This is a genomic window from Paraburkholderia sp. SEWSISQ10-3 4 (genome assembly GCF_030464785.1).
Taxonomy (GTDB): domain Bacteria; phylum Pseudomonadota; class Gammaproteobacteria; order Burkholderiales; family Burkholderiaceae; genus Paraburkholderia; species Paraburkholderia aspalathi.
The window spans coordinates 176,020-199,543 of record NZ_JALPRI010000011.1 but is presented as its reverse complement, the minus strand read 5'-3'; the positions used below and the strand labels follow the sequence as shown (position 1 = coordinate 199,543).

Sequence of the window (23,524 nt, the reverse complement as noted above, 5' to 3'; positions counted from 1 at the left end):
CGATGTCCGCTTGCCCCGCCCTGTTCATTAGCGCTCCCGCGTCGGGCCAAGGCAAGACCACGATTACCGCGGGTCTGGCGCGCTACCATCGGCGGCTGGGGCGACGCGTGCGCGTATTCAAAACGGGCCCCGACTTTCTCGATCCGATGATCCTGGCGCGTGCCAGCGGCGCGCCGGTGCTGTCGCTCGATCTGTGGATGGTGGGCGAAACCGCCTGCCGGAACGTGCTCGCGCAGGCGGCGGCCGAAGCGGATCTGATCCTGATCGAAGGCGTGATGGGCCTGTTCGACGGCACACCGAGCAGCGCGGATCTGGCAACTACGTTCGGCGTGCCGGTGCTCGCGGTGATTTCAGCGAAAGCGATGGCGCAGACCTTCGGCGCGGTCGCTTTCGGCCTTGCGCAATTCAGGCCGGAGGTACCGTTTTACGGCGTGCTCGCCAATCGCGTCGGCTCACCAAGGCACGCGCAAATGCTCGAAGAGGCTTTGCCGCCAGACCTGCGCTGGTGCGGACACATCAGCGGCAACGACGAAATCGAACTGCCCGATCGCCATCTCGGCCTGCATCAGGCGGCGGAAATCGACGATCTGGACGCACGTCTGGATCGTGCCGCCGATGCGCTCGCGCAAACCGCGCTGGCCGAATTGCCGCCGCCGGTCGAATTCGGCACGCCTATAGAAGAAGCGCCGCCGCGTCTTCTGGAAGGCAAGCGCATCGCCATTGCGCGCGATGCCGCGTTCTCGTTCATCTATCCGGCCAACGTCACGCTGCTGGAGACACTCGGCGCGCGCATCGACTACTTCTCACCGCTCGCCGACGAAGCGTTGCCGGAGCACGCCGACGCCCTGTACCTGCCAGGCGGCTATCCCGAACTGCATGCTGAATTGCTCGCTGGCAACACACGCAGTGCCGCAACGATCCGCGCACACGCTGCAGCAGGCAAACCGGTCGTTGCCGAATGCGGCGGTATGCTCTACCTGCTCGATGAGCTGACCGACACGGGCGGCACCACAACGCCGATGCTTGGCCTGCTGCCCGGCCATGCAACAATGCAAACGCGCTTCACCGCGCTCGGCATGCAACAGATCGACAGCCTGCACGGTTCAATGACCGGCCACACGTTTCACTACTCGAAGCTGACGACGCCGCTCACGCCGCTGCGTACAGCCACCCGACCAAATCTCGATGCCCCCGGCGAGGCCGTGTTCCGCGCAGGCTCGATCGTGGCAACCTATATGCATGCTTATTGGCCCTCCAACCCGGCCTTCACGGCCGCCCTGTTCCATGGCGAAGCCTTTTAACGATTCCGAGCGCGAAGCCGTCTACCGCGCGATTTACGAGCGGCGCGACATGCGCCATTTCGTGCGCGACCCGGTTGAGCCTGCCGTGTTGCAACGTCTGCTCGATGCGGCGCATCACGCACCGAGCGTCGGCTTCATGCAGCCGTGGCGCATCGCGCGCATTACCGACCCGGCTTTGCGCACCGCGCTGCACGCAACCGTCGAAAGCGAACGCCTCGCCACTGCCGACGCACTCGGCAAGCGTCGCGAAGAGTTCATGAAGCTGAAAGTGGAAGGCATGCTGGAATGCGGCGAACTGCTGGTGATGGCGCTGATGGACGGCCGCGAGCGTCACATCTTCGGACGCCGCACCTTGCCGGAAATGGATCTGGCTTCCGTGGCGTGCGCGATCCAGAACATGTGGCTGGCCGCGCGCGCGGAAGGTCTGGGAATGGGCTGGGTGTCGCTATTCGACGTCGACACGGTGCGCACGCTGCTGCATATGCCCGAGGGCGCACGGCCGGTGGCGATTCTGTGTCTCGGCCACGTCGATCAGTTCTACGGCGAGCCGATGCTGGAAACCGAGCGTTGGGCGAGCCGCATGCCGCTTGCCGAGTGCGTGTTCGAAAATCGCTGGCCGGAAGACGACAAAGCGCTGGAGTAACGCGGGCGCAGACGTCCGACTGCTATGGCTGGAGAGGCTTGAGCGAAACCACAGCCGGCACGCCGCCCGCCTGATCGGCCCGCAGTTTCACGCGCCAGTCCGGCGGCGCATCGAACGGAAATTTTGCCAGCGCGCTTTTCACGAGCACCGGCATCGCATGCAATGGGTCGGGATCTCGATCGCTGCTGGCCGCACTCACCTTGTAGACTTCCTGTCCGCTCGACTGCTCGAAGAACCGCAGCGTCAACGCGTGCTGATAAGCGCGTCCGCCGAATAGCGAAAACGGCGGTGCGGGCGAGCGTTCGCACGCACCGGGCGCGCAGTCAGTCGCACCCACGCCGATCGCGGCCGGCCGCGTGTCATACGCAATCGACAGTAAATAGTGCGCAGACTTGGCCGCCGAATCGGTGAAGCCGTTCTTCGCCAGCTCATCGCGCAGCATGGTTTCAAATTGCGGATGATCCGCACTGGAATCCTGCGACGGCATGCGCGCAATCGTATAGGTGCGCTCGCCCTGCAGCACGGCCGAAGGATTCGCCGTGTGCACGTCGGCGTTCAAACCCGCGCATCCGGTCAGACTCGCCGCGGCGAGCGCGGCACAGATCAATATCGCTTTCACCGACTTCTCGCTTCGATAAGATGAGTGTTCATAGTCATAAGCGTGGCGTTGTGGACACGTCGGCTTGTGCTTCGTCGAGTGCCGGCAGGGAAATCGTAAATGCAGTCCCCTTGCCCGGCGCGCTGACCACCTCGACGTCGCCGCCATGGCGCGTCACGACCGTCTTGACGAATGCCATACCCAATCCGGCGCCGCCCACTTCCGGCCGCTCCGTCTCGTGAAAGCGCCGGAAGCGCTCGAACAGGCCCGCCTGCTGCTCCTCGGGAATCCCATAGCCTTCGTCGCGAATCGTGCACGATACACGTTTTGCCGCAGCGGGCGCGGCCATTTGCGCAAGGCCGCCTGGAGCGCTGGGACCGCCGAGGCTCGTCAGGCTGCACCTGATCTGCGTGTCCGGCGGACTGTACTTGACCGCATTGTTCAGAATGTTGACGAGCGCGCGCGTCATCAGCGACCGGTCGGCGCAGATCCAGTGGCCGTCGTCGGCATCGGTTCCGTCGGCCGTATCGGTTTGCAGCGTGATGCGCTTGGCGTGGGCCTGCGGCCAGACTTCGTCGCTGGCGTCGATCAACAGCTCGGTCATGCTCACCGGCTCGAGCACATAGGTTTGCGATTCGGCGCGCGCGAGTTGCACGAAATCGTCGGCGAGCGTCAGCGCGCGTTGCGCATAACGCTCGATGCGTTCCAGCAGGCCACGCGCGAGCACCGGCTCGCTGCGCGCCCGCTCGATCTCCACCAAAGCAAGAATCGAAGCCTGCGGCGAGCGCATATCGTGCGACAGCAGCCGCAACGCGTCTTCGCGTTGACGCTCGGCGGCGTGCAAGGCCGATACGTCGACGAGGCCCGCGATCCAGCCCGTTGTCTCACCTTGCTCGTTCGTGCAATTCGCATAGCGCAGCAGATGGTCGCGCTCGTCGGCGTCGCGCACCTCGACGCCTTGCGCCATCAGCTCGGCGAACTCGCTGCGTGCGGGATCGAGCAGCGCCGGCCACTGGGCATGCGCGAGAAGATTGTTTTCGGCGTCCGACGCTGCGCCACTGTCGATGGTCTTGACCAGCGTCAGGCCGCCCAACACCGCGCGCATCGGCCGGCCTTCCGGCAGCGGCGCGCCAAGACGCGCGAAATGCGCCTTGGCGGCATGGTTCGCAATCAACACGATGCCTTCCACGTCGCTCACGAGGATCGGCTCGGGCATGCTGTCGAGGCTGTCCCATACGAAGCGCTTCATGTCCTGCACGCGCTGCGCAGCCTGCGCCATCAGCGCCATATGCTGCTCCAGCACGTCGCCGCCGAACTCGCGGCGGCGCTGTGGCGTTTCCGGCAGGAGGTGCGGTTCGTCGGCGAGGCGCTGCAGCTCTTCGCGCAGATAAGCCATCGTCATTTCGAGGCGCCGCCAGTTCCAGATCGGATACACCACGATCAACCCGGCGATCGCCGGCACCGGCGACATCCACAGCCGCGCGCCGTACAGCAGCGCCGCGCTGCCGACGGTGGCAAGCGCGCCCAACGCGACGGTCAGCAGCAACGACCGTCGCGGCGAAAGGACCAGAAAGCCTGCGAGCAGCGCGGCGAGCGGCACCAGCGACACCACGAACAGCACCCACGGCCTGGCGGGTTCGAGCTCGCGACCCGTCAGCAGCGTATCGAGCACGTTCGCGTGGATATAGACACCGGGCAGCGGTCCCAGCTCACCGGACACCGGTGTAGCAAAGCGGTCATACAAGCCGGATGCGGTCACGCCAATCAGCACGATGCGTCCGCGCAGCTTGTCCGCGGGGACATTGCCGGCGAGCACATCCGCGAAACTCAGCTTCGCGTAGCTCTGCGCGTTCGGACCGAAAGGAATCAGGAAGCGGCCCTCGCCTTCGTCATGGTCATCGGATTGGGGCGCCGCCTCGCGGGAAGACGGCCGGGGCGGCCGCTCGTTCAATTGCGGAGCACCACGCTCGACATCCTGGGCGACCGGCACCATCAATTGCGGCCAGCGCGAATTCGCGTCGCCCTCGAAACGCGCGACGCTGCGCACAATGCCGTCGCTATCGACTTCAAGGTTGATATGCCCAAGCCCCGCTGCCGCATGCGCGAGCGGCGCCACCGGCTCGACCGCGACGCGCTGACCGGCGCTGTCCGGCGGCGTCAGTAGCATCGGCAGATAGGTGGGACTCAGGGCGACCGCGCGGGCCAGCTCCGCGTCTTCGGCATTGGCCTCGGTAAACAGCACGTCGTAGATCACCGCGGCGGGCTTCGCCTTCGCAATCTGTTCGAGCAGCCTCGCGTGGACGCTGCGCGGCCATGGCCAGCGGCCAAGCTGCGCAATGCTGGCGTTGTCGATTTCGAGCACCACGATATCGCGCAGCAACGGTTGCGCGCGCAGACTCAGAAAGCGGTCGTAGACCAGATGATCGACGCCGGCAGTCAGCCGACCGAGCGAACTGAGCAGAATCACCACAATGCCCAGGCAGCCGATCGCCACCCACTCGAGCAGGAAGCGGCGGCCGGCGCGCCGTCCGAGACGGGCGCGCGGGTCGAGGCTCAGGCGCGTGTGTGTGGTCGGCAAGGCGTGGCGTGGTTGAGAGCCAAGGAACGGGTCGGTTGTCGACCCGGCCCCGTGAATCTACCAGCGTCAGCGTGCAAGCGTAAACGAGCGGACCGCGCTGCTCTTCTCATAGAAGCGGCCGTTTTCGAACTGCTCGGCGACGATCGTCCAGTAGTAGACGCCGCCCGGCAGATCGCTCACCACGATCTGGCCGCCCGTCAGATCGGTCTTGTCGACAAGCGGGTGACGCAGGTCGGCAGTCGTGGCCAGCACAAAGCGAAAACGCGTCTCGACCGTGGAGCGGCTGACGAACCAGCGGAACTCGTAATCGCGACTGCCGGCGCGTGGGCCTGCCGACGCATTCAGACCCAGTTGGCGCCGCTCGAAACCGTAAACCTGCGGCAGGCCCTCGAGGCCGTTCGAGTCGATCGCGGCGATGCGCACGAAATATGTACCGTCGGCCAGATCGCCAAAGTCGGCATGCGGCGCGTTCACGCGCAGATCGCGGATCAGGTCGAGCTGATCGGCATCGCGCGCAATCTGGACGCGATAGGCCACGGCGCGCTCAGCGGGGACGAGGTCGAACGCGACGGTTTTGCTGTCCTGCACTTTGGCCGGGTCGGTAAGCGACGGCGCGGCCAGCAATTCCACCGGACCGCCGATCGCGCCGCCGGCCCGCGTGACACTGCCAAAGCGCGCCTTGACGAGTTGCGCCGACGCCTGCAGCGGTACGCCGGGTGGAGGCGCGGCGATCCGGCCATTGACGGCCGCCGGGTCGACGCCGACCGCTCCGTCCAGCACTTCCACCGCCGTCGTTTGGGCGGCGCCGTCGTAGGCGACCTTGAAGCGCGTGCCGCGCACGCCCGCTACAACCGATGGCGAGCGGATCTGGAAGCGGTCGTCCTTTTTGGTGGCGTGCGTAACCTGGCTCTCGACTTCGCCATGCCGCAGATCGAGTACGCGATCGCCCGAGCCGGTCAGCACGGTACGCCGCAGCGTGCCGATATCGAGCACACCGTCCTGCGACACCGTGATGTGCGAGCCATCAGGCAACTCCAGCGTGACAAAGCCGTTATGGCCGGTGCGAATGCGGTCGCCCTCGCCGAGCGTCGTGCCCGCAGTGAGCGGCGTAAAAGGATTCTTGCCGAAAGCGTGCTCCACCGGACCGCTCGTCGCGATCACGCGCGCCGACTCGGGGTCCTGTTTGAGCCTGTCGGCCGGCAGACGCAGCGTGATCCCGGCCGGCATGCGGCGTGGCGCGGGCACATGATTCAGACGGCTCAACATGGCCCAATCGCCGGAGTCGCGCAGATAGCGGCCGGCGATTTCGTACAACGTGTCGCCATCGTGAGTCACGTAGGACACATAGACGGGCGCGGTCGTTTTGCTTCGTGGCTTCGGCGCGCGCGACGATTGCGCATCCGCCGACACCGGCGCGAAGCACGTCATTGCAATCAGACCGGCGGCCAGCATCGCGCCGGCGCGCCAGCCCGCTGAACCTGCACGGCCGGACACTACCCCATCGAAAGCAACCGTCACGCATCCCCCGCTTCGGGGCGTTCTTCGGTCGCCGCGGGCGGCGAGCCGGATTCGATCCGTTCGAGCCGGTACCCATAGCCGTAGATCGGCGTCAGACGATAGCCATGCTCCGGGCGCAAGCCGAGCTTGCTGCGCAGCATCGACACGTGCGTGTCCATCGTGCGCGACGGAATGTCCGTCGCCTGCTTCCAGATCACATCGAGAATGTGCGCGCGCGAGAGCGGCCGGCTCAGATGCTGGAACAACAGCAGCGCGAGCTCAAACTCCTTCTGCGTCACGGCGACGGTCGCGCCGCGCACCACTACGTGCTTCGCGCCCAGATCGAATTCGAATTCGCCGAAAACTTCTTTCGCCGCAGCCGGCTTCAGGTGATACGCCCGGCGCAGCAAGGAGCCGACACGCGCCAGCAGAACCGCCGCAGAGACCGGCTTGACGACGTAATCGTCCGCGCCGGTGTTGAGGATCGAGGTGATATCGGTTTCGCGGCCGCGGCTTGTCATGAACAGGACCGGCAAGCGCTCGGAGAGGCTTTCGCGCACCCAGCGCAGCACCTCTTCGCCCGACATATCGGGCACGTTCCAGTCGAGCACGAGCAGGTCGAAGGTCTGGCGCCGCAGTTGCCGCACCAGTTCACGGCCCGCGCCGAAAGCATGACAGACGTGGCCGGCCGCAGACAGCGTTTGGCAAACTAGATCGGCTTGAGCCGAATCGTCATCCAGGACTGCAATTCTCATAAAACCCCGCAACGCGACATCGTCCTTCGTAACTGTTGGCCGGTGAGCCGGCAGATGGCCGGGATGGCGGTGCGAACACCGACGATCCAGCTTCCTGTTTTCATCTTCGGCTGCACTCTTTTTCGATTAACGGTCCTTTGCCTCGCGCCCTGTTCAGCTCTGCCGCCCCACTGTCTCGAAATTAGCGCGCATTTTTTGGCTTTAACGCGCTGATTACCGAAGGGGCAGATCATCATAATCGAAAACGGCCGTTCTTTTTCCCGGATGCACTTATGCCCTTATGCAGCTATCCGGCCCGGCTCGGCCACTGCGGGCCGCTCTATGGGATTTTCCCCGACGTCTCTCAGGTTCTGCCTGTTATTGAAATCGACCTCAATGGGTCGTTATACGAGTCAGTTGGTCTCGCTCGCACGGTGATTGGCCCCGTCTGCCTTTTGTCCTATCGGGCTGTGCCCCCCGGCGTTCAGGAAACAGCGATTTGACAATTTGCGAGTCAGTATAGGAACAGTCTCAAAATAAATCGTTTAAGAATTGTTAGATCGGTTTGAGGGTGCGATTGCAGATATACATCGAAACACATAGACACCACAAAAACAACTTTAAAAACAATCGCTTATGACAAAAATCGGATCAATCAACGTAGTGGCGACGTGCGCTATCGCGTTGCAAAACTTCGCGGCCAGCGTAACGTTTAGCGTAGGTTTTTTTGCAACTGAAAGTAGTCCGAAAACCGACATCAGACCGAAGATGAAGTTCGACGCCAGATGGGCCAAGCTCCTCCAGCCGCAACAACATAGAGCGTGCGACGACTTCCCCGGCTTACGACTTGAAGCTACGGCGACGCGACGCACTTGGACGTACCGATACCGATCGCCTCTCGACGGGAACATGCGACAAATCAAGCTCGGGGATTGGCCAGCAATGCCTCTCGCCGCCGCAGTCGTTCGGTGGGAGACAAAACGGGGCATCCGTGATACTGGCGAAGATCCCGCCCTCGCGCGACGCCGGGCCAGGGGGCACGTCGCCGTACTGGACGCCAAACATGGTCTCAGTGCATATACCGTTCGGTGACTGACTGGCCCCGAGATCACTGCTACGAAAAACAAGCGCATAGAACGTGCGACTGCGCATCGCGTACCGCTCGTCGGTCGGGCTGAGCTGATCGTCCGGAGGCGATGAGCGATTTACGGCGCCAGCTATTTATTTCCTTACACTGCGCCGAAACCGGGACGCCGCCCAGCCAAGTCACGCAAATGCATTACTCAGGCGAGTGTCCGGCAGATCATTGCCCGCTGCCAACCCTACTGGAAGGGAAACAACAAGCTGGTGACTGATCGTCCAATCCCTGTGACGGGACGGACGCCACACGATCTTCATCGTACCGCGCGCACGATGCTCGGCGCGATGGGATGCGCAAACGAGGTAGCTGAAGAGATAATTGGACACATCAAGCCGGGTATCGTGGGGGTCTACAACCTTTATACCTACGATGCCGAAAAGCGAGAGCGGCTCACGAAGCTGGCCGCCCGCCTTGAGGAACTGGCCTTTTAACAGTGTATCGATCAGCCGTAGGCTTTCCTCCGAGTTCCGCGGTAGTCCTTTACCAAATGAGGCTGAGCCGAAATCTTTGGAGAATCGGACATGTCGCAACCCGGTGTTTCATTCGCCCCATCGCGAGCCGCTGGTTCATTCGTCGACCAGCTCAAGGCCAGGGTCGTGCTGCTCGCCGTCTTTGTTGGCTCCATTTGGGCGACGTTCTTCCTGTCGGTTTCGATGCCTTTCCTGCATCTGAATCGGCATGGCGTTGTCCCGCGCACGCTGAGCGGCCTGCAGGGCATCCTGTTTGCGCCGTGGCTGCACGCCGGGCTGTGGCACATCACCGCCAACACAGGCGGGCTGCTGGTGCTCGGCTGGCTCACGATGTGGCCGCGCATTGCGAATTTCTGGCAGGCGACCGCCGGCGCCATCCTCGGCGCGGGATTGTGTGCATGGCTGCTGGGCGCGCCCTATTCTGTGCACATCGGCGCGAGCGGCCTGGTGTTCGGATACGCAGGGTATCTCGTCGCACGCGGTGTTTACACGCGCAGCATCATCTCGATTCTCGTCGCCCTATTCGTGGCCAGTAGCTACGGACTGAGTATGCTGCTCGGCGCGCTGCCCCTCTACCCGGGCGTATCGTGGCCAAGCCATCTTGGTGGCGCGATTGGCGGCATCATCGCCGCGCGACTGTCGCGACAAAGCCTGCGCCCCTAGAAGGGTGACGACTGCTTCTCATTGTGGACGAGACATCGAGAGTAGACGCCGCGTAACAACGCAGTCGAAAGGCCCATCAGTAGCACCAGCAGCAACGAGTTACATCCACCGGCACAGATGCCGCGGTCTCGGTACGCTTCATGATCAAACTAGTTGAGACGAACGAGCCAGCCGGTTTTGCCACTCTGCCTGCAACAGTGTTTTCAGGAATCGCACATCGACGGCAGCTTTTCTCAACAGGATACTTCGCATGTCCAAATCATCTGGTAGCAGCGCGCGTCGGCGAGACGACACGAGGCCGCTACGAGGCTGGAATTTCGAAGGGGAAACCGACATGGATGAGCAAAAACGCCAAAGTATGATTGCATACCTTCGTCGCAAGATGGCTAAGGTTGGCATCAAGGTCGGCGACGTCGCGTCGGCCATCGCCGAAGAAAGAGCGCACCGAAAGTCGGCACGTTACCGCAGTGCTTTCGGCGACACTTGGGATGGCAAGGGTGATATGCCTCAGTGGCTTAGGCAAGCCACAAGCGCCGGGCAGTCACTGGCACACTTTGCTGTCGAGAAGTCGTCTACATCGGCTAGCCGCGGACGTCCGGCGATTGACTGGAGTCGGGATCCGTTCGCTGGCACGCGCCTGGCGACGGTTCGGCCTTCGTAAGCGCCATGTACTAGCGGTCTCGCTCTTGTTATTCATCAAGTTGCCGAAGAAAACTGCAAAAATCAGGATGGCGATCGCTTCCTCGTCGCGACCTTAGGCGCAGCGCGGCGAGGCTTGCTGGTCTCGAGAGAGGATAGCGGGCGCTTCCGCGTCGCCGCCTGGTTTGCGACGGTGGTCGCGAGTCGCAATCTCAGCGCGTCGAGTTCCCTGACGTATGCCACATTCGAGCTGCGAAGCGCTTCTAGATTTCCCTCCACGACGCCTGCGCGATGACGCGCGTCGCCAAGCTGAACCTGCAGCGCCTGGATTTCCTCCCGGTGCCGGGTCTCGCTCTGCTCCGCCCTGCGCGCGGCCGCCTCAAGCTCCTTCTGGGACCGCGCGCTCACGCCCCGCTCGCGCTCGATCTCAAGCAGCGCCCGCTTCTCGGCAGCCCGCAAACGCTCTCCTGCGAGTTCCGCGCTGCTCCGCAGTTTGTCGAGTTCACCCGAAAAATCGGCCCTCGCCTGCACCAGTGCCCGGTCACGCGCACCGATCTCGTCCTGCTGTCGCGCGACTTCAGCCTCAAGCGCCTGACGCATCGCCTCCCCGGCGGCCTGCGCCTGTTCAAGCTCCTGAATGCGCACCTGTGCCGCCAGCAACGCGCCGGTGCGCTGCTCGAGCGCCGTTTCGGTCCGCACAAGCTCAGCCTGCAGTGATGCTGCCTCGTTGCGCGCGCTGGCCTTCTCTGCCTCGGCGTCAATCCGCAGAGCCTCGAGCACCGCCTGCGCCGATGTGGTGGACTTCGCCCACAGCGTCGCGACCAGTTCTCCTGCAGCCGCCTGCAACTCCACCGGCAAATCGGGATGCTCGATCCGCACCCTGCTCTTCTCGCGCAACTCGACCCAGAACTCGCCGAGCACCTGAGTCGGCGTGCTCATGCTGCCGCGCTTCACCAGCTGATACAGCCGGTTCGCGGTCGGCGTGATCCCGAAGCGGAAGAACAGCAGCGCGCAGACTTCACGGTACAACTCGCGTGTCTTCGGGAATGCGGCCTTCAGGCGGTCGATTTCCGTTGGTTTGCATAAAACTGTTCCCGCTTCTTGCAGAAATTTGTTTCTAGCTCTAGAGGTGAAACAAGCGCCGCGTGATACCACGGGCTCTGCCTCCCTGTCACTGCACGGGGTACCCTCAAGCGGGAGCGCTTTCATCGGTATTCAAGTTGGTACTACGCTTGGGGCCTGAAGCCACAAAATCGCCTCAAACGTTTGTCCGGTGAACAATTTTCTGCAAAACCTGTTGAAGCAGATTTGTTCCCGACGTCGCTGTCAGTTGCAATTCGTCTGGCCAAGCGCGGAAACAAAATCATGCGAACCAACGGCGGACCTCATACATCAAATATGACGAGCGCAGCTCAGATCTTCTCTTCGGGCGTTCTCTTGCTAGCAGCGCGCCGAGCGCCGGTGACCTTCTTTGTAGCATGAATACAAAGGACGTTTTGAACTAAGCGGATTCCAGAGTTTCGCGCTGCCAATGCCGCAATCACGTACTGGACCGCGAAGACCACCGCGGACAACGCAACAGCCGAGGTTGTGTTCCCGAATAAAAACAGACCAAGTGCTACAAGAGGCACGAGCAACAGCGAGATCGCGGCGATGTCCCGGAACATCAGGTACTTCTGATGACTCTCGAGCACCGAAACGTCGTTCTCGACCTGCTTGTAAAGCCCATACCACATCGAATTTTGGTCGCACTCATCAGTCGGGAACGTCCCTACATTCTTTCTGAGCGAGTTGCTGCACGCTGTTCCCGGCTCCGCTTTTCGAGGCCCTCAGCCGCACGAAAAGCACGGTGACGATGTTCATGCTCTGTTTCGCCGGGCTGCTCATGCTGAGCGGATTCACTTCCATTCACATGCTGGTGAAGACGGAACTTTTTCCGGCGCGGATCAGGGCACTTGCGGTCGGGCTCGCCTACGCGCTGACAACCGCGGTCCTCGGCGGCACGACGGAATTTGTCGCGTTGCGGTTCAAGGCGTCCGGCCACGAGTCGTGCTTCTTCTGGTACGTCACAATCTGGGCCGCCATTTCGTTGCTCGTCTATCTACAGATGCCTGAAACCAATGTCCGGCGGCGGCAGTGAGCCCGGCGCGCGGGACGCGCCACATCCAAACGGTTGCGAAGGCGTCCAGGTTCGCGCTGCCGGACGTGTTCGTTGCGCGGCGACGGGATGAGGCGCAGGGCAGCAACAGCATTCACGCCGAGACGCCGGACTTGCCCTTGCTCTTCGGACCGACGCCTTTGCCCGAAGCGGAACGCTCCTTGGATGTTGCGCCTCGTTGTGCTGCGCCGGTTCGCCCACCACACGTGGCTTCCATCACGTCCTCAAGGTAGTGCTCTATCACGCGCTGGAACTCCAGCATCGCCGCGTGATGGTCAACCACGCTCGCATCGTAGCTCAACGTGACGGCTGCCTTCATAAGATGCTGGACGACCACGGACCGGAACAATGCTTCTTCCACGGACAATCGCGGCGCGAGGGCGGCCAGCACGGATGCGATTCCTTTGCGCAATCTTTCGCGCACTCCGGTGGCGCCAGGCAATGCGACATCACGCGCGTCGACCAGCCCCACGAAAGCGGGGTGCGTCGTGCGAAACGCCACGAAAAACGTCGTCAGCCGGCCCGCAACGACCGATACATCAAGCATCGGCACTTCCGCGCTCAGCCGGTCGAACGCTGCTTCAAGCTCGGTCACGTATTGCTCGATCAGCGTACCTGCGACCTGCTCTTTCGTCGGAAAGAACTGGTAAAGCGAACCGATCGACGCCCCCGCGCGCGCGGCGATCGCTGTCATCGTCGTTGCTTCGTACCCTTTTTCGGCGAATTCCGCACTTGCGGCTTCCAGTAACGACGCCACCCGCGCATGTCCGCGGGCGCGGCGCGGCGCCTTCGCCTCGCCCGTATTCGGTGTTGACTTTTGTGAGGCCATTCTCATATACTGTTTGTGAGCACCCCCTCACAATACACCAGCGACTCGCCGCTTTCAATGGAAGACCATCATGTTGCAAAACCTTGACCCAAAGACTACCGCTCTCGTTCTGATCGATCTTCAGGAGGGCATTCTCGGATTCGGGAAAGCGCCCCGACCCGCCACAGCCGTGGTGGGTACTGCGGCAACGCTCGCAAAGCGCTTCCGGGAAGTGAACGCGCCGGTCGTCCTGGTCCGGGTGGGCTGGAGCGCCGACTTCGGCGATGCACTGAAGCAGCCCATCGATCAGCCCATCGCGCTTCCCCCCGGCGGACTGCCCTCGAACTGGTGGGACTTTCCCGCCGAACTGGCGGTAGAGGAGCGCGACATCAAGATCACGAAACGCCAATGGAGCGCTTTTTACGGCACCGAGCTCGACCTGCAATTGCGGCGTCGCGGCGTCGAAACCATTGTGCTGGGCGGGATTTCGACGAACATCGGCGTCGAGTCGACGGCTCGCGCCGCGCACGAGCACGGGTACTCGCTGGTGCTCGTCGAGGACGCAATGAGCTGCGGCGCGCCCGAGCATCACCATGCGTCGCTGAATTACATCTTCCCGAGGCTCGGTCTCGTGCGGCGATCCGTCGACGTACTCGAGGCGCTCGCAACCTGATGACGCCCGATGGACAAGCGCAGCGTGGCCGGAGAGAGACGATGAGCAGCGAACGTCACACCGGAGCTTCGTCGCTCTTGCGCCGCGTCGAAACCGTATTCGACAGGCGGGCGTTGGGTCGCGCCATGTTTGCGCTCGTCCCGCTGCTCCTCCTTGCAGTTATATCAGGCAGATCCGAGTGGCTTACCGCTGCAATCGTGCCGGTCGCGATGCTCATCGCGCTCGACCACTCGCAGCTTGCGCCGCTCAGCGTCTTCGCGCACGCTTTGGCGATCAGCGCGGGCTTCGTGATCCTGATGGCGTCGCTCGCGCACCCGCTGCTCTTTGTTGTAGCCACAGTCCTGCTGGGCATGGGATCCGTGCTGGTGACCGCGGGCGGCAGTGCCTTGCGCTCGCTCGGCAACTTCACGTTCATTCCCTCGCTGTATCTTGCCTGCGAAAGTGGGGAAGGCGTCACGCGGCAGGCGCTTTTTACCCGGAGCGTTGAGGTCCTGCCGTTCCTGTTGATAGCCGCGTTGCCGATCCTGCTCCTAGCGTCAGTCGAGCACTTCCGCTCGCGTGAGACCGGCCAGCCGACTCTTGCGCATTTCGCAAAGTGGACTCGCCTCTCCCCAAACAGCGAGCGCAACGCATATATCGAGCTGATGATCACCGTCGCGCTCGCGGTCGCTTGCGCTGCCGTACTTGTCGAATGGCGGCACGTCGATCATGGTCAGTGGATGATCTGGTCGGCCGCCAGCGTCGTTACCGGAAATGCAGCAAGCGCCCGGCAGAAGTTTCGCAGCCGGCTCACCGGGGCTGTTGTCGGCGTTTCCTTCGGAGTGGTCGTCGGATTGATGATCCCTCATGCGTTATTTATGCGTGTGCTCGTTGTGTTCGCCGCAATGCTGACGCTCATCTGCATTCGTCCGTACACGCTCGCATTCGGTGTCCGGTGCGCCTGTGCGGCTATAGCCTTTGTATTAGCGGGAAAGCCGTGGATTTTTGGAGGCGAACGCCTGCTGAACGTGGCAGTCGGCAGCGCCATTGGGCTGCTGTGTGCGCTCACGGCATCCGTCATTGCGGCGCATATGAAAGACACGTGCCGCTCGAAGTGTGACGCCCCAAGACCCAGGCAAGACTGAACGGGACTGCGCAGTCGTCTCTGATTAAGGGCGCACGAGGGTGCGGGCCGATTCGGTGTTTTGGACATTTGTATCGGCGAATTTCGCTGGCTGAGGAAGAGCTGCATGTCAAGAGCGCTTACGATCGAAGACGATGAAACTACCACGAGCGATATCGCAGTGGAGTTGCGGAGACGCGGTTTCAGCGTCGATTGGGTCAACAACGGACGCGAAGGAATTGCGCGGGCAATGAGCGATGAGTACGACATCATCACGTTCGACCGCATGTTGCCCGGCGTGGACGGGTTGATCATTGTGACTGCCATTCGCAGCGTGGGCGTCCACACACCTGTGCTGATGGTCAGCGCGCCAGGCGACGTTGATGAACGCATTCGCGGCTTGCGCGCGGGCGGGGACGATTACCTGACGAAGCCGTTCAACCTCGCCGAGATACTTCGCTGATCTGCGCAACGCGGCGCATCTGACGCACGCTCAATCCGAGCGCCGCCGCCAGGCCCGCGCCAGAACAGAGCTGAGTGTCCCCCTTGCTTTCACTACGAGCCGTCTCGTCCACCTTCCCTTTGCCCTATTTCTGGCTGGTAAGATGCGCGGACGTACCTTGCGCAGGAGCGAACACGATGGATCTCGATGCGGCAAGTAGAAGCCGCGGTGTCGCCGTACTCTTGACGCTGTCCGGAGGCTTCCTCGACGCGTATACGTACGTTGGTCACGGCGGTGTATTTGCGAACACGATGACGGGAAACGTGGCACTCCTCGGCATCCACATAGCAGCTGGTGACTGGACCCAGGCGCGGCTGCACATTCCCCCACTTGTCGCCTTTGTATTCGCGGTATTTATGGTTCACCTGCTGCGCCTCGACGCCGTCGCGAACTCGCTCCCGCGCCCTGCACTTGTCTGCCTTTTGCTTGAAATTCTTTTTCTGGCTGTAGCGGCTAGCGGTGTGTGTGGACGCTCAGAGCTTTGGCTGATCCCAGGTATCACATTCGTCGCTACGCTGCAGACCTTGTCCTTCACGCACATCGAGAATCTTACGTACACGTCTGTGATGACAACCGGAAACCTTCGCCGCGCAGCGAAGAAATTGCTCGAAGGACTGATCCCAAGATACGACAAGTCGGCTCTTCACGACGCGTCGCTGCTTGGAGCGGCAGGATTCAGCTTCTTCGCCGGTGCTGTGTTCGGGGGGCTCGCAACCAGACTGATGCACGATGTGGCGTTATGGTTCGCAGTAGGGCTCCTCTTGGGCGCCCTGCTGCGGATGGGGCAACTGGTACGCAGCAGCGCCAGCGCCTGACACTACCCGCACTCGGCAAGCATAGTCGCCGCAGCCATAGCGATCGAAGTCTCCGTGGACTCGCGGCGTTATACGTCCGGCTGACGGTTGCAAGACATCTTTGGCCGAAGAGCGCTGGCCTCTAAGACGCGTTCTAAGCAAGCAATTCGACTCGAGACAATCTCCGATCAGGGCATACCTGACACCCTACTAGGTTTGACGCTAATAGTTGCCGGGTCTCACGCCTTCTAAATTTAATTTGGATTTCTACACATTGTTCATTCAGCGTGCAATGTCATGTCCAGATTGGCGACCTGATCGCTCTCCTGCTGGAAGACGGGTCTCATCCTGGCCAGCGCCCCAATGTTGGCATCGGCCTTTACCTCTCCTGGCACAGGCTCTGTTAGCGGAATTGGCGCACCCAGTGGAAAAATTAGCGAATCTCAACAGCTTCGTTGCGAAGCGCCATATACAAAGGCAGCGCGGAAGACGGTGTTGTCCGGCTAGCCCCCTCTGCAGGGTGCCGCCGCGACTATTTCCCGGACCGAGGGGACGATTAGCGCAGCCAGGTTGTGGCCAGCTCCACGACTTCATTGCCTTTCGCGTTGAGCACGGCCCGCAGCATATAGAGGCTGAAGCCCTTCGCATGGGCCCACTCGATCTTGGGCGGCAACGCAATTTCGTGCCTGGCGACTACGACGTCCACCAGCACCGGCCATGGCCGCGAAAGCGCATGCGCGAGTGCGCCTTCCAGCTCTTCCGAGTCCTCCACGCGTGTCGCCTCGATGCCCGCGCCACGCGCGATCGCGGCGTAGTCGGTCGAAGCGAGCTGCGTATCGTCGTCGAGATAGCCGCCGGCCTTCATTTCCATCGACACGAAGCCAAGCGAGCTGTTGTTGAACACGACGACCGTCAACGGAAACGCCTCCTGGCGTGCCGTGAGCAGATCGCCCATCAGCATCGAAATGCCGCCATCGCCGCAAAGCGCCACCACCTGACGATCCGGTGCAGCCGCCTGGGCGCCCAGCGCCTGCGGCAAGGCATTCGCCATCGAACCATGGTTGAAGGACCCCAGCAACCTGCGCTTGCCGTTCATGCGCAGATAGCGCGCGGCCCATAGGGTCGGCGTGCCGACGTCGACGCTAAAGACCGCATCCTCTTCCGCCAGATCGCTTACGAGCTTCGTGAGATATTGCGGGTGGATCGGGCTGCCCGGCGGCGACGGCCTCGCGAATGCATCGAGACCGGCCCGCGCTTCGGCATAGTGCTTGCGCGCCGCTTGGAGAAAGCGCCGGTCCGGCTTACGCTCGAGGCGGCCCTGGAGCGCGGCCAGCGTGGCCTTGACGTCGCCTACGAGCCCCAGTTCGAGGGGCACGCGGCGTCCGAGCGCGGCTCCGTTGCGGTCGATCTGGACGACCTTCGCTTCGCTGGGGTAGAAGTTCCGGTACGGGAAGTCGGTGCCGAGCATCACGAGCGTATCGCACGCTTTCATCGCGTGATAGCCGGAACTGAAGCCGATCAAACCGGTCATCCCCACGTCGAAGGGGTTGTCCCACTCCACATGTTCCTTGCCGCGCAAGGCGTGAACGATCGGTGCGCCGAGAGCGTCGGCCAGCGCCACCACTTCGTCGTGCGCGCCCTCGCAGCCGCTGCCGCACAGTAGTGTGACAGCCTCGGAGCGATTGAGTAGTTGCGCCAGCCTGTCAATCTGACCCGCTTCGGGAATCGTTACCGAAGCGTCCAACGAGAGCACGCCGGGCTTGTCGTCAGGCGCGCTTTCGAGCGCCACGTCGCCCGGGAGCACGATGACCGCCACGCCGCGCGATTCCAGCGCCGTGCGGATGGCACGGTCTAGCACGCGCGGAAACTGCTGCGGATTGGTCACCAGTTCGACGAAGTGACTGCATTCGCGAAAGAGTTCCTGCGGATGCGTCTCCTGAAAGTAGCCAAGCCCGATTTCGGAGGTAGGAATATGCGCGGCGATGGCCAGCACGGGCACGTGGTTGCGCTGGCAATCGAACAGCCCGTTGATGAGGTGCAGATTGCCCGGTCCGCAGCTTCCCGCACACACGGCGAGCTTCCCGGTCAGCGCCGCCTCGGCGCCCGCGGCAAAGGCTGCCGACTCTTCGTGGCGCGTATGGGCCCACTCGATCTTGCCGAGCCTCCGCAAGCTGTCCGATAGTCCGTTGAGGCTGTCGCCCGTCACACCCCAGATGCGCTCGACACCCGCGGCAGCAAGCGCGTTCGTGAGGTAATCGGCAATGGTCTGTCGTGTCATGATCGTGCTCCTGTGATTAGATCAGATGAAGGGCTTTGGCCTCGTCCGCGAGCGTCGCGCGGAAATCGGGGTGCGCGAGCCCGATCAGCGCCCGTGCCCGCTCCGTCGACGACAATCCCTTGAGATTCGCGACGCCGTACTCGGTCACGACGATGTGCGTGTCCGTGCGCGGCGTGGTCACCGGCCCCGAGAGCTTCGGCACGATCTTCGAAAGCGCGCCGCCCTTCGCCGTGGAATGGAACGCGATGATCGACTTGCCGCCTGCCGACCCGTAGGCGCCGCGAACGAAGTCGAGCTGGCCGCCTGTCGCGCTGTACTGATGCCCGTTCACATGCTCGGAATTGCAGGCGCCGGTCAGGTCCATCTCCACAGTCGAATTCACCGAGATCATCTTCGGGTTCTGCGAGATGACCGCCGGATTGTTCACGTAGTCCACCGGGTAGCTCTCGATGGAGGGGTTGTCGTTCATGAAGTCGTACATCGCCTGATCGCCCATGGCGAAGGTAAAGACCGACTTGCTGCGATTCACGGCCTTGTTGCGGTTCGTCACCACGCCGCGCCGGATCAGGTCCACGAGCCCAGGCGTCAGCAGTTCGGTATGCACGCCCAGGTCGCGGTGGCCATACAGCGCGCCGCACACGGCATTGGGAAGCGCGCCAATACCCATCTGCAGGCAGGCGCCGTCGGGAATGAGGTTTGAGATCAGATCCGCGACCACATGATCCTTTTCGCTCGCCGGCTTCGGCAGCAATTGCGGCAGCGGATGATCCGATTCGACAATGGCGTCGACCTCGGAAATGTGCAGCAACGAATCGCCGAACACGCGCGGCATGTTCGGATTGACCTCGACCACAAGCCGACGAGCGGAGCGCGCAACGGCGCTCGTGTAATCGTTGTTGGTACCGAACGTGAAATAGCCGTTGCTATCCATGGGCGACACCATCACCAGCATCGTATCGACCGGAATTTGGTCGCTGAAAAGACGCGGCGACTGGCTGAAGGTGTTCGGCACGAAGAATACGACCTTGCGGTCGCCGTCTTCGGCGCCCTGGCGGATCAGCTTGCGCTCAGGCTCGCCGAGGAACATGCAGTGCGGCTGGATGCGCCCCATCAGTTCGTATCGCAGCAGCGTCTTGCTGAGAAACGATTCGGCGTGGAAGTAATAGACCTTCAGCGCATCGACATCGCCCGCACTCGCACGCGCCGCCAGCGCGGCCAGCAGCGAAGGCGGCTGGGACATCGCCATGCCGAGCGCCACAGTCGAACCGCTCGCAATCGACGACACTACTTCATCAGGTGTACGAAATTTTGAGGAATAGACGGATTCGTTATTCATAGCCGTGCTCCTTAGTAGTTGGCTTCCGCTTCCGGGGAATGTCCGCGCCGGTAGATCAGCATCGTGCGCTCGAACGACATCACCAGCTTCCCGTCCTGATTGATACCACGCGTGAGAACCGTCACGATGCCTTGCGTGGGACGGCTTTTCGATTCGCGCTTTTCCAGCACCGTCGATTCCGCATAAAGCGTGTCGCCCGCAAAGACCGGATGCGTCGCGCGCACGTTGTTCCAGCCGAGATTGGCCACCACCTTGGCGCTCACGGTGCGAACGCTCATGCCCGTCAGCAGCGCGAGCGTGAAGGTGCTGTCCACCAGCATCTTCTTCCACTCGGTGTGACTCGCGTAGGCCTGGTCGAAGTGCACTTGCTGCGTGTTCATGGTGAGCAGGGTCGTCCAGATGTTGTCGACGTCCGTGATCGTCCGGCCCGGACGATGCTCGTAGGTGTTTCCGATCTCGAAGTCTTCGTAGTAAAGGCCGGAGACCTCGCGAAAGCGGTTCTCCGCGATCTTGCGATATGCAGCGATGGATTCGCTCATGACATGCTCCTGGTTGAAATTGAAGAAAGCGGCGAACGCTCAGGCACGCGACAGAACGCGCCGCGCCTCGCGGGCGATCGCCTCGTCGACCATGCGGCCGTCGACGACCGCAGCGCCTTCTCGCGCGGCCTCGATCACGCGATGCGCCCAGTCGATTTTTGTGGCGTCTGGCGTCATAGCCGCGTTGATGGGCCCGATGTGGGAAGGATGGATGGCCGCCTTGCCGTCGAACCCGTTCGCGACGGCAAACCCGATTTCGTGCTCGAGTGCGGCGCTATTGCCGATTTCGAAGCATGGCGCGTCGATGGCGCGTATCCCGCTCGCCACGCACGCGGCCGAAATCTGCACGCGTGCGACAGAAAGCGCGAACGACGCAGGCTGCACGCCGACGTCCCCGGCATAGTCTCCAGCACCGAACATGACTGCCGCGACATGCGAGGCGCTGGCAAGCACCTCCGGCAACACCACGACGCCCTTGCGCGATTCCACCAGCGGCACCACGCGCGCGTCGCTCGCGACTTCGCGCAGCAGCGCTTCGACCTGCAGGACCGTATGTGCTGCCTCCACCTTGGGAATCACGATGAAAGCCGGTTGAAATGCCGCATCGAGCAGCACGGCAAGGTCGTCCAGACCGTTGCGCGAGTTCGGCGTGTTGAGGCGCACCGCGAGCGCGGCGGTAGAACTGAACGGCTGGCTGAGCAGGTTGGCGAGTTGGCGACGCGCGATGGTCTTTTCTTCGGGACGTACGGCGTCCTCCAGATCCACGATCAGCACATCGGCCCCCGCCGGGCCGGCTTTGCCGAAACGCTCGGGGCGCGTCGCAGGAGTGAACAGCCAGGACCGGGTTTTCGTCTCGACGTCGCGAGCATTCATTGCTTCACCTCCAGAAGTTCGATTGCCAACGGGGTTCATTCTCTGTCCCCATCGGCTCCTGAACAATCGCTGATTGGCGAAGCCAGACTCAACCCGAACCGAAACCGGCGCTTCTTGTGCTTTTTTATCAGCCGGTGGCGGCGCCAAGGCGCACGAGATGTTCGACAAGCCGCCGGGTGGAGGAAGGCAGCTGCTCGAGGTCGCTTACGCAGATCAGTATCTTGCGCACGGCCCACGCGTCGGTGATGCGCAGCAGACGCACCCGCATCGAGCGTTGAAACCGCCGCGCCGCCGACTCAGGGAGTACCGCGACGCCCACGCCGTTTTCGACCAGGCGGCAAATCGACGCGAAGTTGCCAAGCTGGATGCGGTGCCGCAAGGTGCGATGCAGCCGCTTCGCCTGATATTCGAGGAACACCTGAATCGACGAGCCGCGTTCGTGACCAACGAAATCGGCTTCGATAAGATCGGCAAAGGCGATCTCCCGCTGCAGCGCGAAGCGTTCGTCGACTGCGGGCACAACCGCGCACAGGCGGTCGGTGGCAAAGGGGAACGTCGTGAGCGCCACGCCCTCGGGCGGCGAAGCGATGATGCCGATATCGGCCACTCCTTCCGCAATGGCCGCGATGATCTCATCGCTCGGACGCTGCTCGATTTCGATGTTGATGTTGGGGTTGTCGCAGAGAAAGAGGCTAAGCGGGCCAGGCAGCGTCTCGACAAGTGCATTCGTGTTCGAGAGGATGCGGATGGTCCCTCGCATCCCCTGGGAGAACTGTGCGAGGTCGTCCGTCATGCGTTGTAGCGCGCCGAGGGTGACCCGCGCGTGGCGCAGGAAGGTCTGCCCGGCCTCCGTAACGCGTATGCCGTGAGGCCGACGCTCCAGCAGGGGCACACCAACCGCCTCCTCCATCTGCCGGATACGCGCACTGACCGCCGCGAGCGAGAGGTTGACGCGGGCTGCGCCGTGCGTAAGGCTGCCAGCTTCGACGACAGCAACGAAGGTTTGAAGGTCGACAAGGCCAAAATGCATGCGATAGCGCACCGGGAAGTGAGTCTGGACTCGAATGGGCGGGCCACGAGGCTCGCCTGCGAGAAGCATACCTGGCTTTACGAACGCATGTCCATTGTGTGGCGCGTGCCTCGACACGACACGCAGATAGCCTTTCCCTCCCTTCAACCACTCTTCTTTTTGTTCAATTGACCGTAGCTTACAAGCGGCCCGGCACTGAGCCGCCCTGGAGGGCACCGGTGCACGCGGAGTTGGCCCACACGAGCTGCACGTTGGTGATCTCCAAGTGCTGGAGCGTCGTCTCGCGCTAAGTCTTGTGGTGCGCAGCGCCCTCAGGCGGCGACGCCCCCCGCGCCCGTCAGCACTTCGCGCAAGCGGTCCCGAAACGGATTCAATACCGGTGTGTTGCGCAGCACGCATCCGCGCAGGTCGCGGCGAGCCCAGGGTTCGCGAGTTTGAGTACCACGACGTTGCTGCCTGAATCTCTTGACGGTCGAGAGCGCGACGATGCCAATTCCGGCACCCGATGCAACTAGTTTGACGATCGCACCATAGCTCGACATCTGCACGCGGCGAAGGGTGAGCTTGGCAGCGACTTCCCTGAACCATTGCTTTCAGCCTTACGGGCTGCCACATGGTTCAACGAGCTGCGAGCCATTCGTGACGAAATTACCCACTCGACCATCGGCGCATCCCACCTGGACTCGGACACAAACGAGATCTCTTATATCCACCATGGGGTCCAGCGAAACAACGCGCCGCTCGTAATTGACAACGTCTTTAAGAAGATCGACGTGTTTGTGCGGGGGGCGGACGAATTTCTCGGGCGCGTGTTCCACTTCCTCAATGCAGGGTTGGAGACTGAACTCGTCGACGTGGTGTGCGCATTCTCGTTCGACCGGGTCTATATGCGAAAAATGAAGATCGCGGACCAGGTGGATTTCAACAGCGGCATTTGCCAGTCGAACCACTGGTTCGATAAGGAGGATGGTCGCCGGTGTCCATTCGCCTCGACCTGTGGGGCCTATGCGCGCGCCGCAGGAACCCATGAAACCGCCGCCCAGGCCGATCACGCAGCGCCGACGAAGCTGCCCAACGAATCCTCCTGATTGGCGTCATCCCCTCGACTTCGGAAGCAAGAGAGCGAAAGCATCGAAACAATCGCTACCACAAGAAACATGGTTCCGA

The 23,524-nt window shown here is 62.4% G+C and carries 24 protein-coding genes and 1 pseudogene; 12 read left to right on the top strand and 13 right to left on the bottom strand.

Features of this window, described 5'->3' with window-relative positions:
- Positions 1-2: 2 nt before the first annotated feature.
- Positions 3-1,301, top strand: a complete 1,299-nt coding sequence (locus M0D68_RS21450) for a cobyrinate a,c-diamide synthase (protein ID WP_200619245.1) — start codon at positions 3-5, stop codon at positions 1,299-1,301.
- Entirely contained in the window at positions 1,285-1,944 is a 660-nt protein-coding gene (gene bluB / locus M0D68_RS21445; RefSeq protein ID WP_266225334.1) for a 5,6-dimethylbenzimidazole synthase, read from the top strand. The genes M0D68_RS21450 and bluB overlap by 17 nt, the downstream gene beginning before the upstream one ends.
- Positions 1,945-1,966: 22 nt before the next feature.
- Here the strand turns inward: bluB and M0D68_RS21440 are convergent, their stop codons facing one another.
- The 4 genes from M0D68_RS21440 to M0D68_RS21425 form a co-directional block, all read right to left on the bottom strand.
- Positions 1,967-2,563, bottom strand: coding sequence for a DUF4136 domain-containing protein (locus M0D68_RS21440; RefSeq protein WP_244862793.1), 597 nt, complete (start codon positions 2,561-2,563; stop codon positions 1,967-1,969).
- 34 nt (positions 2,564-2,597) lie between these two features.
- Positions 2,598-5,120 (bottom strand): CHASE2 domain-containing protein, encoded by a 2,523-nt coding sequence (locus M0D68_RS21435; RefSeq protein WP_266225332.1) that lies wholly within the window; start codon positions 5,118-5,120, stop codon positions 2,598-2,600.
- 66 nt (positions 5,121-5,186) lie between these two features.
- Positions 5,187-6,572 (bottom strand): FecR domain-containing protein, encoded by a 1,386-nt coding sequence (locus M0D68_RS21430; RefSeq protein ID WP_200654796.1) that lies wholly within the window; start codon positions 6,570-6,572, stop codon positions 5,187-5,189.
- Between the two features lie 62 nt (positions 6,573-6,634).
- Complete coding sequence (locus tag M0D68_RS21425; protein WP_093638774.1) at positions 6,635-7,372, bottom strand: response regulator transcription factor; 738 nt, start codon at positions 7,370-7,372, stop codon at positions 6,635-6,637.
- 615 nt (positions 7,373-7,987) lie between these two features.
- Here M0D68_RS21425 and M0D68_RS36645 point away from each other — a divergent pair.
- The 4 genes from M0D68_RS36645 to M0D68_RS21410 all read left to right on the top strand — a co-directional run bounded on the left by M0D68_RS36645 (position 7,988) and on the right by M0D68_RS21410 (position 10,286).
- Complete coding sequence (locus M0D68_RS36645) at positions 7,988-8,443, top strand: Arm DNA-binding domain-containing protein (RefSeq protein WP_308187606.1); 456 nt, start codon at positions 7,988-7,990, stop codon at positions 8,441-8,443.
- Positions 8,444-8,698: 255 nt separating this feature from the next.
- The gene (locus M0D68_RS36640; protein ID WP_307850384.1) at positions 8,699-8,923 is read left to right on the top strand and encodes a hypothetical protein; all 225 of its coding nucleotides are present in this window, start codon (positions 8,699-8,701) and stop codon (positions 8,921-8,923) included.
- 90 nt (positions 8,924-9,013) lie between these two features.
- Positions 9,014-9,625 carry a rhomboid family intramembrane serine protease gene (locus M0D68_RS21415; protein ID WP_266225331.1) on the top strand — a complete coding sequence of 204 codons (612 nt, stop codon included), beginning with the start codon at positions 9,014-9,016 and terminating at the stop codon, positions 9,623-9,625.
- A 334-nt stretch (positions 9,626-9,959) separates the two neighbouring features.
- A complete protein-coding gene (locus M0D68_RS21410; RefSeq protein ID WP_266225348.1) occupies positions 9,960-10,286 on the top strand; it encodes an H-NS family nucleoid-associated regulatory protein in 327 nt (108 codons plus the stop codon).
- 62 nt (positions 10,287-10,348) lie between these two features.
- Here the strand turns inward: M0D68_RS21410 and M0D68_RS21405 are convergent, their stop codons facing one another.
- Positions 10,349-11,371 carry a DNA-binding protein gene (locus M0D68_RS21405; protein ID WP_266225346.1) on the bottom strand — a complete coding sequence of 341 codons (1,023 nt, stop codon included), beginning with the start codon at positions 11,369-11,371 and terminating at the stop codon, positions 10,349-10,351.
- A gap of 305 nt (positions 11,372-11,676) precedes the next feature.
- Positions 11,677-12,000, bottom strand: coding sequence for a hypothetical protein (locus tag M0D68_RS21400; RefSeq protein ID WP_266225329.1), 324 nt, complete (start codon positions 11,998-12,000; stop codon positions 11,677-11,679).
- A gap of 65 nt (positions 12,001-12,065) precedes the next feature.
- On the opposite strand from M0D68_RS21400, the gene M0D68_RS21395 reads away from it, so the two are divergent.
- Positions 12,066-12,404 (top strand): MFS transporter, encoded by a 339-nt coding sequence (locus M0D68_RS21395; protein ID WP_266225344.1) that lies wholly within the window; start codon positions 12,066-12,068, stop codon positions 12,402-12,404.
- Positions 12,405-12,516: 112 nt separating this feature from the next.
- On the opposite strand, the gene M0D68_RS21390 is transcribed toward M0D68_RS21395, so the two are convergent.
- Positions 12,517-13,251 (bottom strand): TetR/AcrR family transcriptional regulator, encoded by a 735-nt coding sequence (locus tag M0D68_RS21390; protein ID WP_266225327.1) that lies wholly within the window; start codon positions 13,249-13,251, stop codon positions 12,517-12,519.
- A gap of 70 nt (positions 13,252-13,321) precedes the next feature.
- Between M0D68_RS21390 and M0D68_RS21385 the strand changes: the two genes are divergently transcribed.
- From M0D68_RS21385 to M0D68_RS21370, 4 genes and pseudogenes are all read left to right on the top strand, one after another.
- Positions 13,322-13,903: a hydrolase gene (locus M0D68_RS21385; protein WP_266225326.1), complete on the top strand. Its 582-nt coding sequence runs from the start codon at positions 13,322-13,324 to the stop codon at positions 13,901-13,903.
- Between the two features lie 209 nt (positions 13,904-14,112).
- Complete coding sequence (locus M0D68_RS21380; protein ID WP_266225325.1) at positions 14,113-15,027, top strand: FUSC family protein; 915 nt, start codon at positions 14,113-14,115, stop codon at positions 15,025-15,027.
- Positions 15,028-15,132: 105 nt separating this feature from the next.
- Positions 15,133-15,459 (top strand): annotated as a pseudogene (locus M0D68_RS21375) (response regulator); the annotation flags it as partial.
- A 185-nt stretch (positions 15,460-15,644) separates the two neighbouring features.
- Complete coding sequence (locus M0D68_RS21370) at positions 15,645-16,322, top strand: YoaK family protein (RefSeq protein WP_266225323.1); 678 nt, start codon at positions 15,645-15,647, stop codon at positions 16,320-16,322.
- A gap of 535 nt (positions 16,323-16,857) precedes the next feature.
- On the opposite strand, the gene poxB is transcribed toward M0D68_RS21370, so the two are convergent.
- The 6 genes from poxB to M0D68_RS21340 form a co-directional block, all read right to left on the bottom strand.
- Positions 16,858-18,579, bottom strand: a complete 1,722-nt coding sequence (gene poxB, locus M0D68_RS21365; RefSeq protein ID WP_266225321.1) for a ubiquinone-dependent pyruvate dehydrogenase — start codon at positions 18,577-18,579, stop codon at positions 16,858-16,860.
- 16 nt (positions 18,580-18,595) lie between these two features.
- Positions 18,596-19,915, bottom strand: coding sequence for an acetyl-CoA hydrolase/transferase family protein (locus M0D68_RS21360; protein WP_256458016.1), 1,320 nt, complete (start codon positions 19,913-19,915; stop codon positions 18,596-18,598).
- A gap of 11 nt (positions 19,916-19,926) precedes the next feature.
- The gene (ripB, locus tag M0D68_RS21355; protein WP_266225319.1) at positions 19,927-20,454 is read right to left on the bottom strand and encodes a (R)-specific enoyl-CoA hydratase RipB/Ich; all 528 of its coding nucleotides are present in this window, start codon (positions 20,452-20,454) and stop codon (positions 19,927-19,929) included.
- 39 nt (positions 20,455-20,493) lie between these two features.
- Positions 20,494-21,327 (bottom strand): aldolase/citrate lyase family protein, encoded by an 834-nt coding sequence (locus M0D68_RS21350; protein WP_256458014.1) that lies wholly within the window; start codon positions 21,325-21,327, stop codon positions 20,494-20,496.
- 127 nt (positions 21,328-21,454) lie between these two features.
- Positions 21,455-22,426: a LysR family transcriptional regulator gene (locus M0D68_RS21345; RefSeq protein ID WP_266225318.1), complete on the bottom strand. Its 972-nt coding sequence runs from the start codon at positions 22,424-22,426 to the stop codon at positions 21,455-21,457.
- A gap of 242 nt (positions 22,427-22,668) precedes the next feature.
- Positions 22,669-22,899 carry a hypothetical protein gene (locus tag M0D68_RS21340; RefSeq protein WP_266225317.1) on the bottom strand — a complete coding sequence of 77 codons (231 nt, stop codon included), beginning with the start codon at positions 22,897-22,899 and terminating at the stop codon, positions 22,669-22,671.
- A 45-nt stretch (positions 22,900-22,944) separates the two neighbouring features.
- Here M0D68_RS21340 and M0D68_RS21335 point away from each other — a divergent pair, with 45 nt between their 5' ends.
- On the top strand, positions 22,945-23,445 hold the full coding sequence (locus tag M0D68_RS21335; protein WP_256458011.1) for a hypothetical protein: 501 nt from the start codon (positions 22,945-22,947) through the stop codon (positions 23,443-23,445).
- Positions 23,446-23,524 lie beyond the last annotated feature (79 nt).

Coding starts and splice junctions, on each gene's coding strand:
- M0D68_RS21450 (WP_200619245.1), top strand. CDS start 3: ATGTCCGCTTGCCCCGCCCTGTTCATTAGCGCTCCCGCGTCGGGCCAA.
- bluB (WP_266225334.1), top strand. CDS start 1,285: ATGGCGAAGCCTTTTAACGATTCCGAGCGCGAAGCCGTCTACCGCGCG.
- M0D68_RS21430 (WP_200654796.1), bottom strand. CDS start 6,572: ATGCTGGCCGCCGGTCTGATTGCAATGACGTGCTTCGCGCCGGTGTCG.
- M0D68_RS21425 (WP_093638774.1), bottom strand. CDS start 7,372: ATGAGAATTGCAGTCCTGGATGACGATTCGGCTCAAGCCGATCTAGTT.
- M0D68_RS36645 (WP_308187606.1), top strand. CDS start 7,988: ATGACAAAAATCGGATCAATCAACGTAGTGGCGACGTGCGCTATCGCG.
- M0D68_RS21415 (WP_266225331.1), top strand. CDS start 9,014: ATGTCGCAACCCGGTGTTTCATTCGCCCCATCGCGAGCCGCTGGTTCA.
- M0D68_RS21410 (WP_266225348.1), top strand. CDS start 9,960: ATGGATGAGCAAAAACGCCAAAGTATGATTGCATACCTTCGTCGCAAG.
- M0D68_RS21400 (WP_266225329.1), bottom strand. CDS start 12,000: ATGTGGTATGGGCTTTACAAGCAGGTCGAGAACGACGTTTCGGTGCTC.
- M0D68_RS21390 (WP_266225327.1), bottom strand. CDS start 13,251: ATGGCCTCACAAAAGTCAACACCGAATACGGGCGAGGCGAAGGCGCCG.
- M0D68_RS21385 (WP_266225326.1), top strand. CDS start 13,322: ATGTTGCAAAACCTTGACCCAAAGACTACCGCTCTCGTTCTGATCGAT.
- M0D68_RS21380 (WP_266225325.1), top strand. CDS start 14,113: ATGCTCATCGCGCTCGACCACTCGCAGCTTGCGCCGCTCAGCGTCTTC.
- M0D68_RS21370 (WP_266225323.1), top strand. CDS start 15,645: ATGGATCTCGATGCGGCAAGTAGAAGCCGCGGTGTCGCCGTACTCTTG.
- poxB (WP_266225321.1), bottom strand. CDS start 18,579: ATGACACGACAGACCATTGCCGATTACCTCACGAACGCGCTTGCTGCC.
- M0D68_RS21360 (WP_256458016.1), bottom strand. CDS start 19,915: ATGAATAACGAATCCGTCTATTCCTCAAAATTTCGTACACCTGATGAA.
- ripB (WP_266225319.1), bottom strand. CDS start 20,454: ATGAGCGAATCCATCGCTGCATATCGCAAGATCGCGGAGAACCGCTTT.
- M0D68_RS21350 (WP_256458014.1), bottom strand. CDS start 21,327: ATGAATGCTCGCGACGTCGAGACGAAAACCCGGTCCTGGCTGTTCACT.
- M0D68_RS21345 (WP_266225318.1), bottom strand. CDS start 22,426: ATGCTTCTCGCAGGCGAGCCTCGTGGCCCGCCCATTCGAGTCCAGACT.
- M0D68_RS21340 (WP_266225317.1), bottom strand. CDS start 22,899: ATGTCGAGCTATGGTGCGATCGTCAAACTAGTTGCATCGGGTGCCGGA.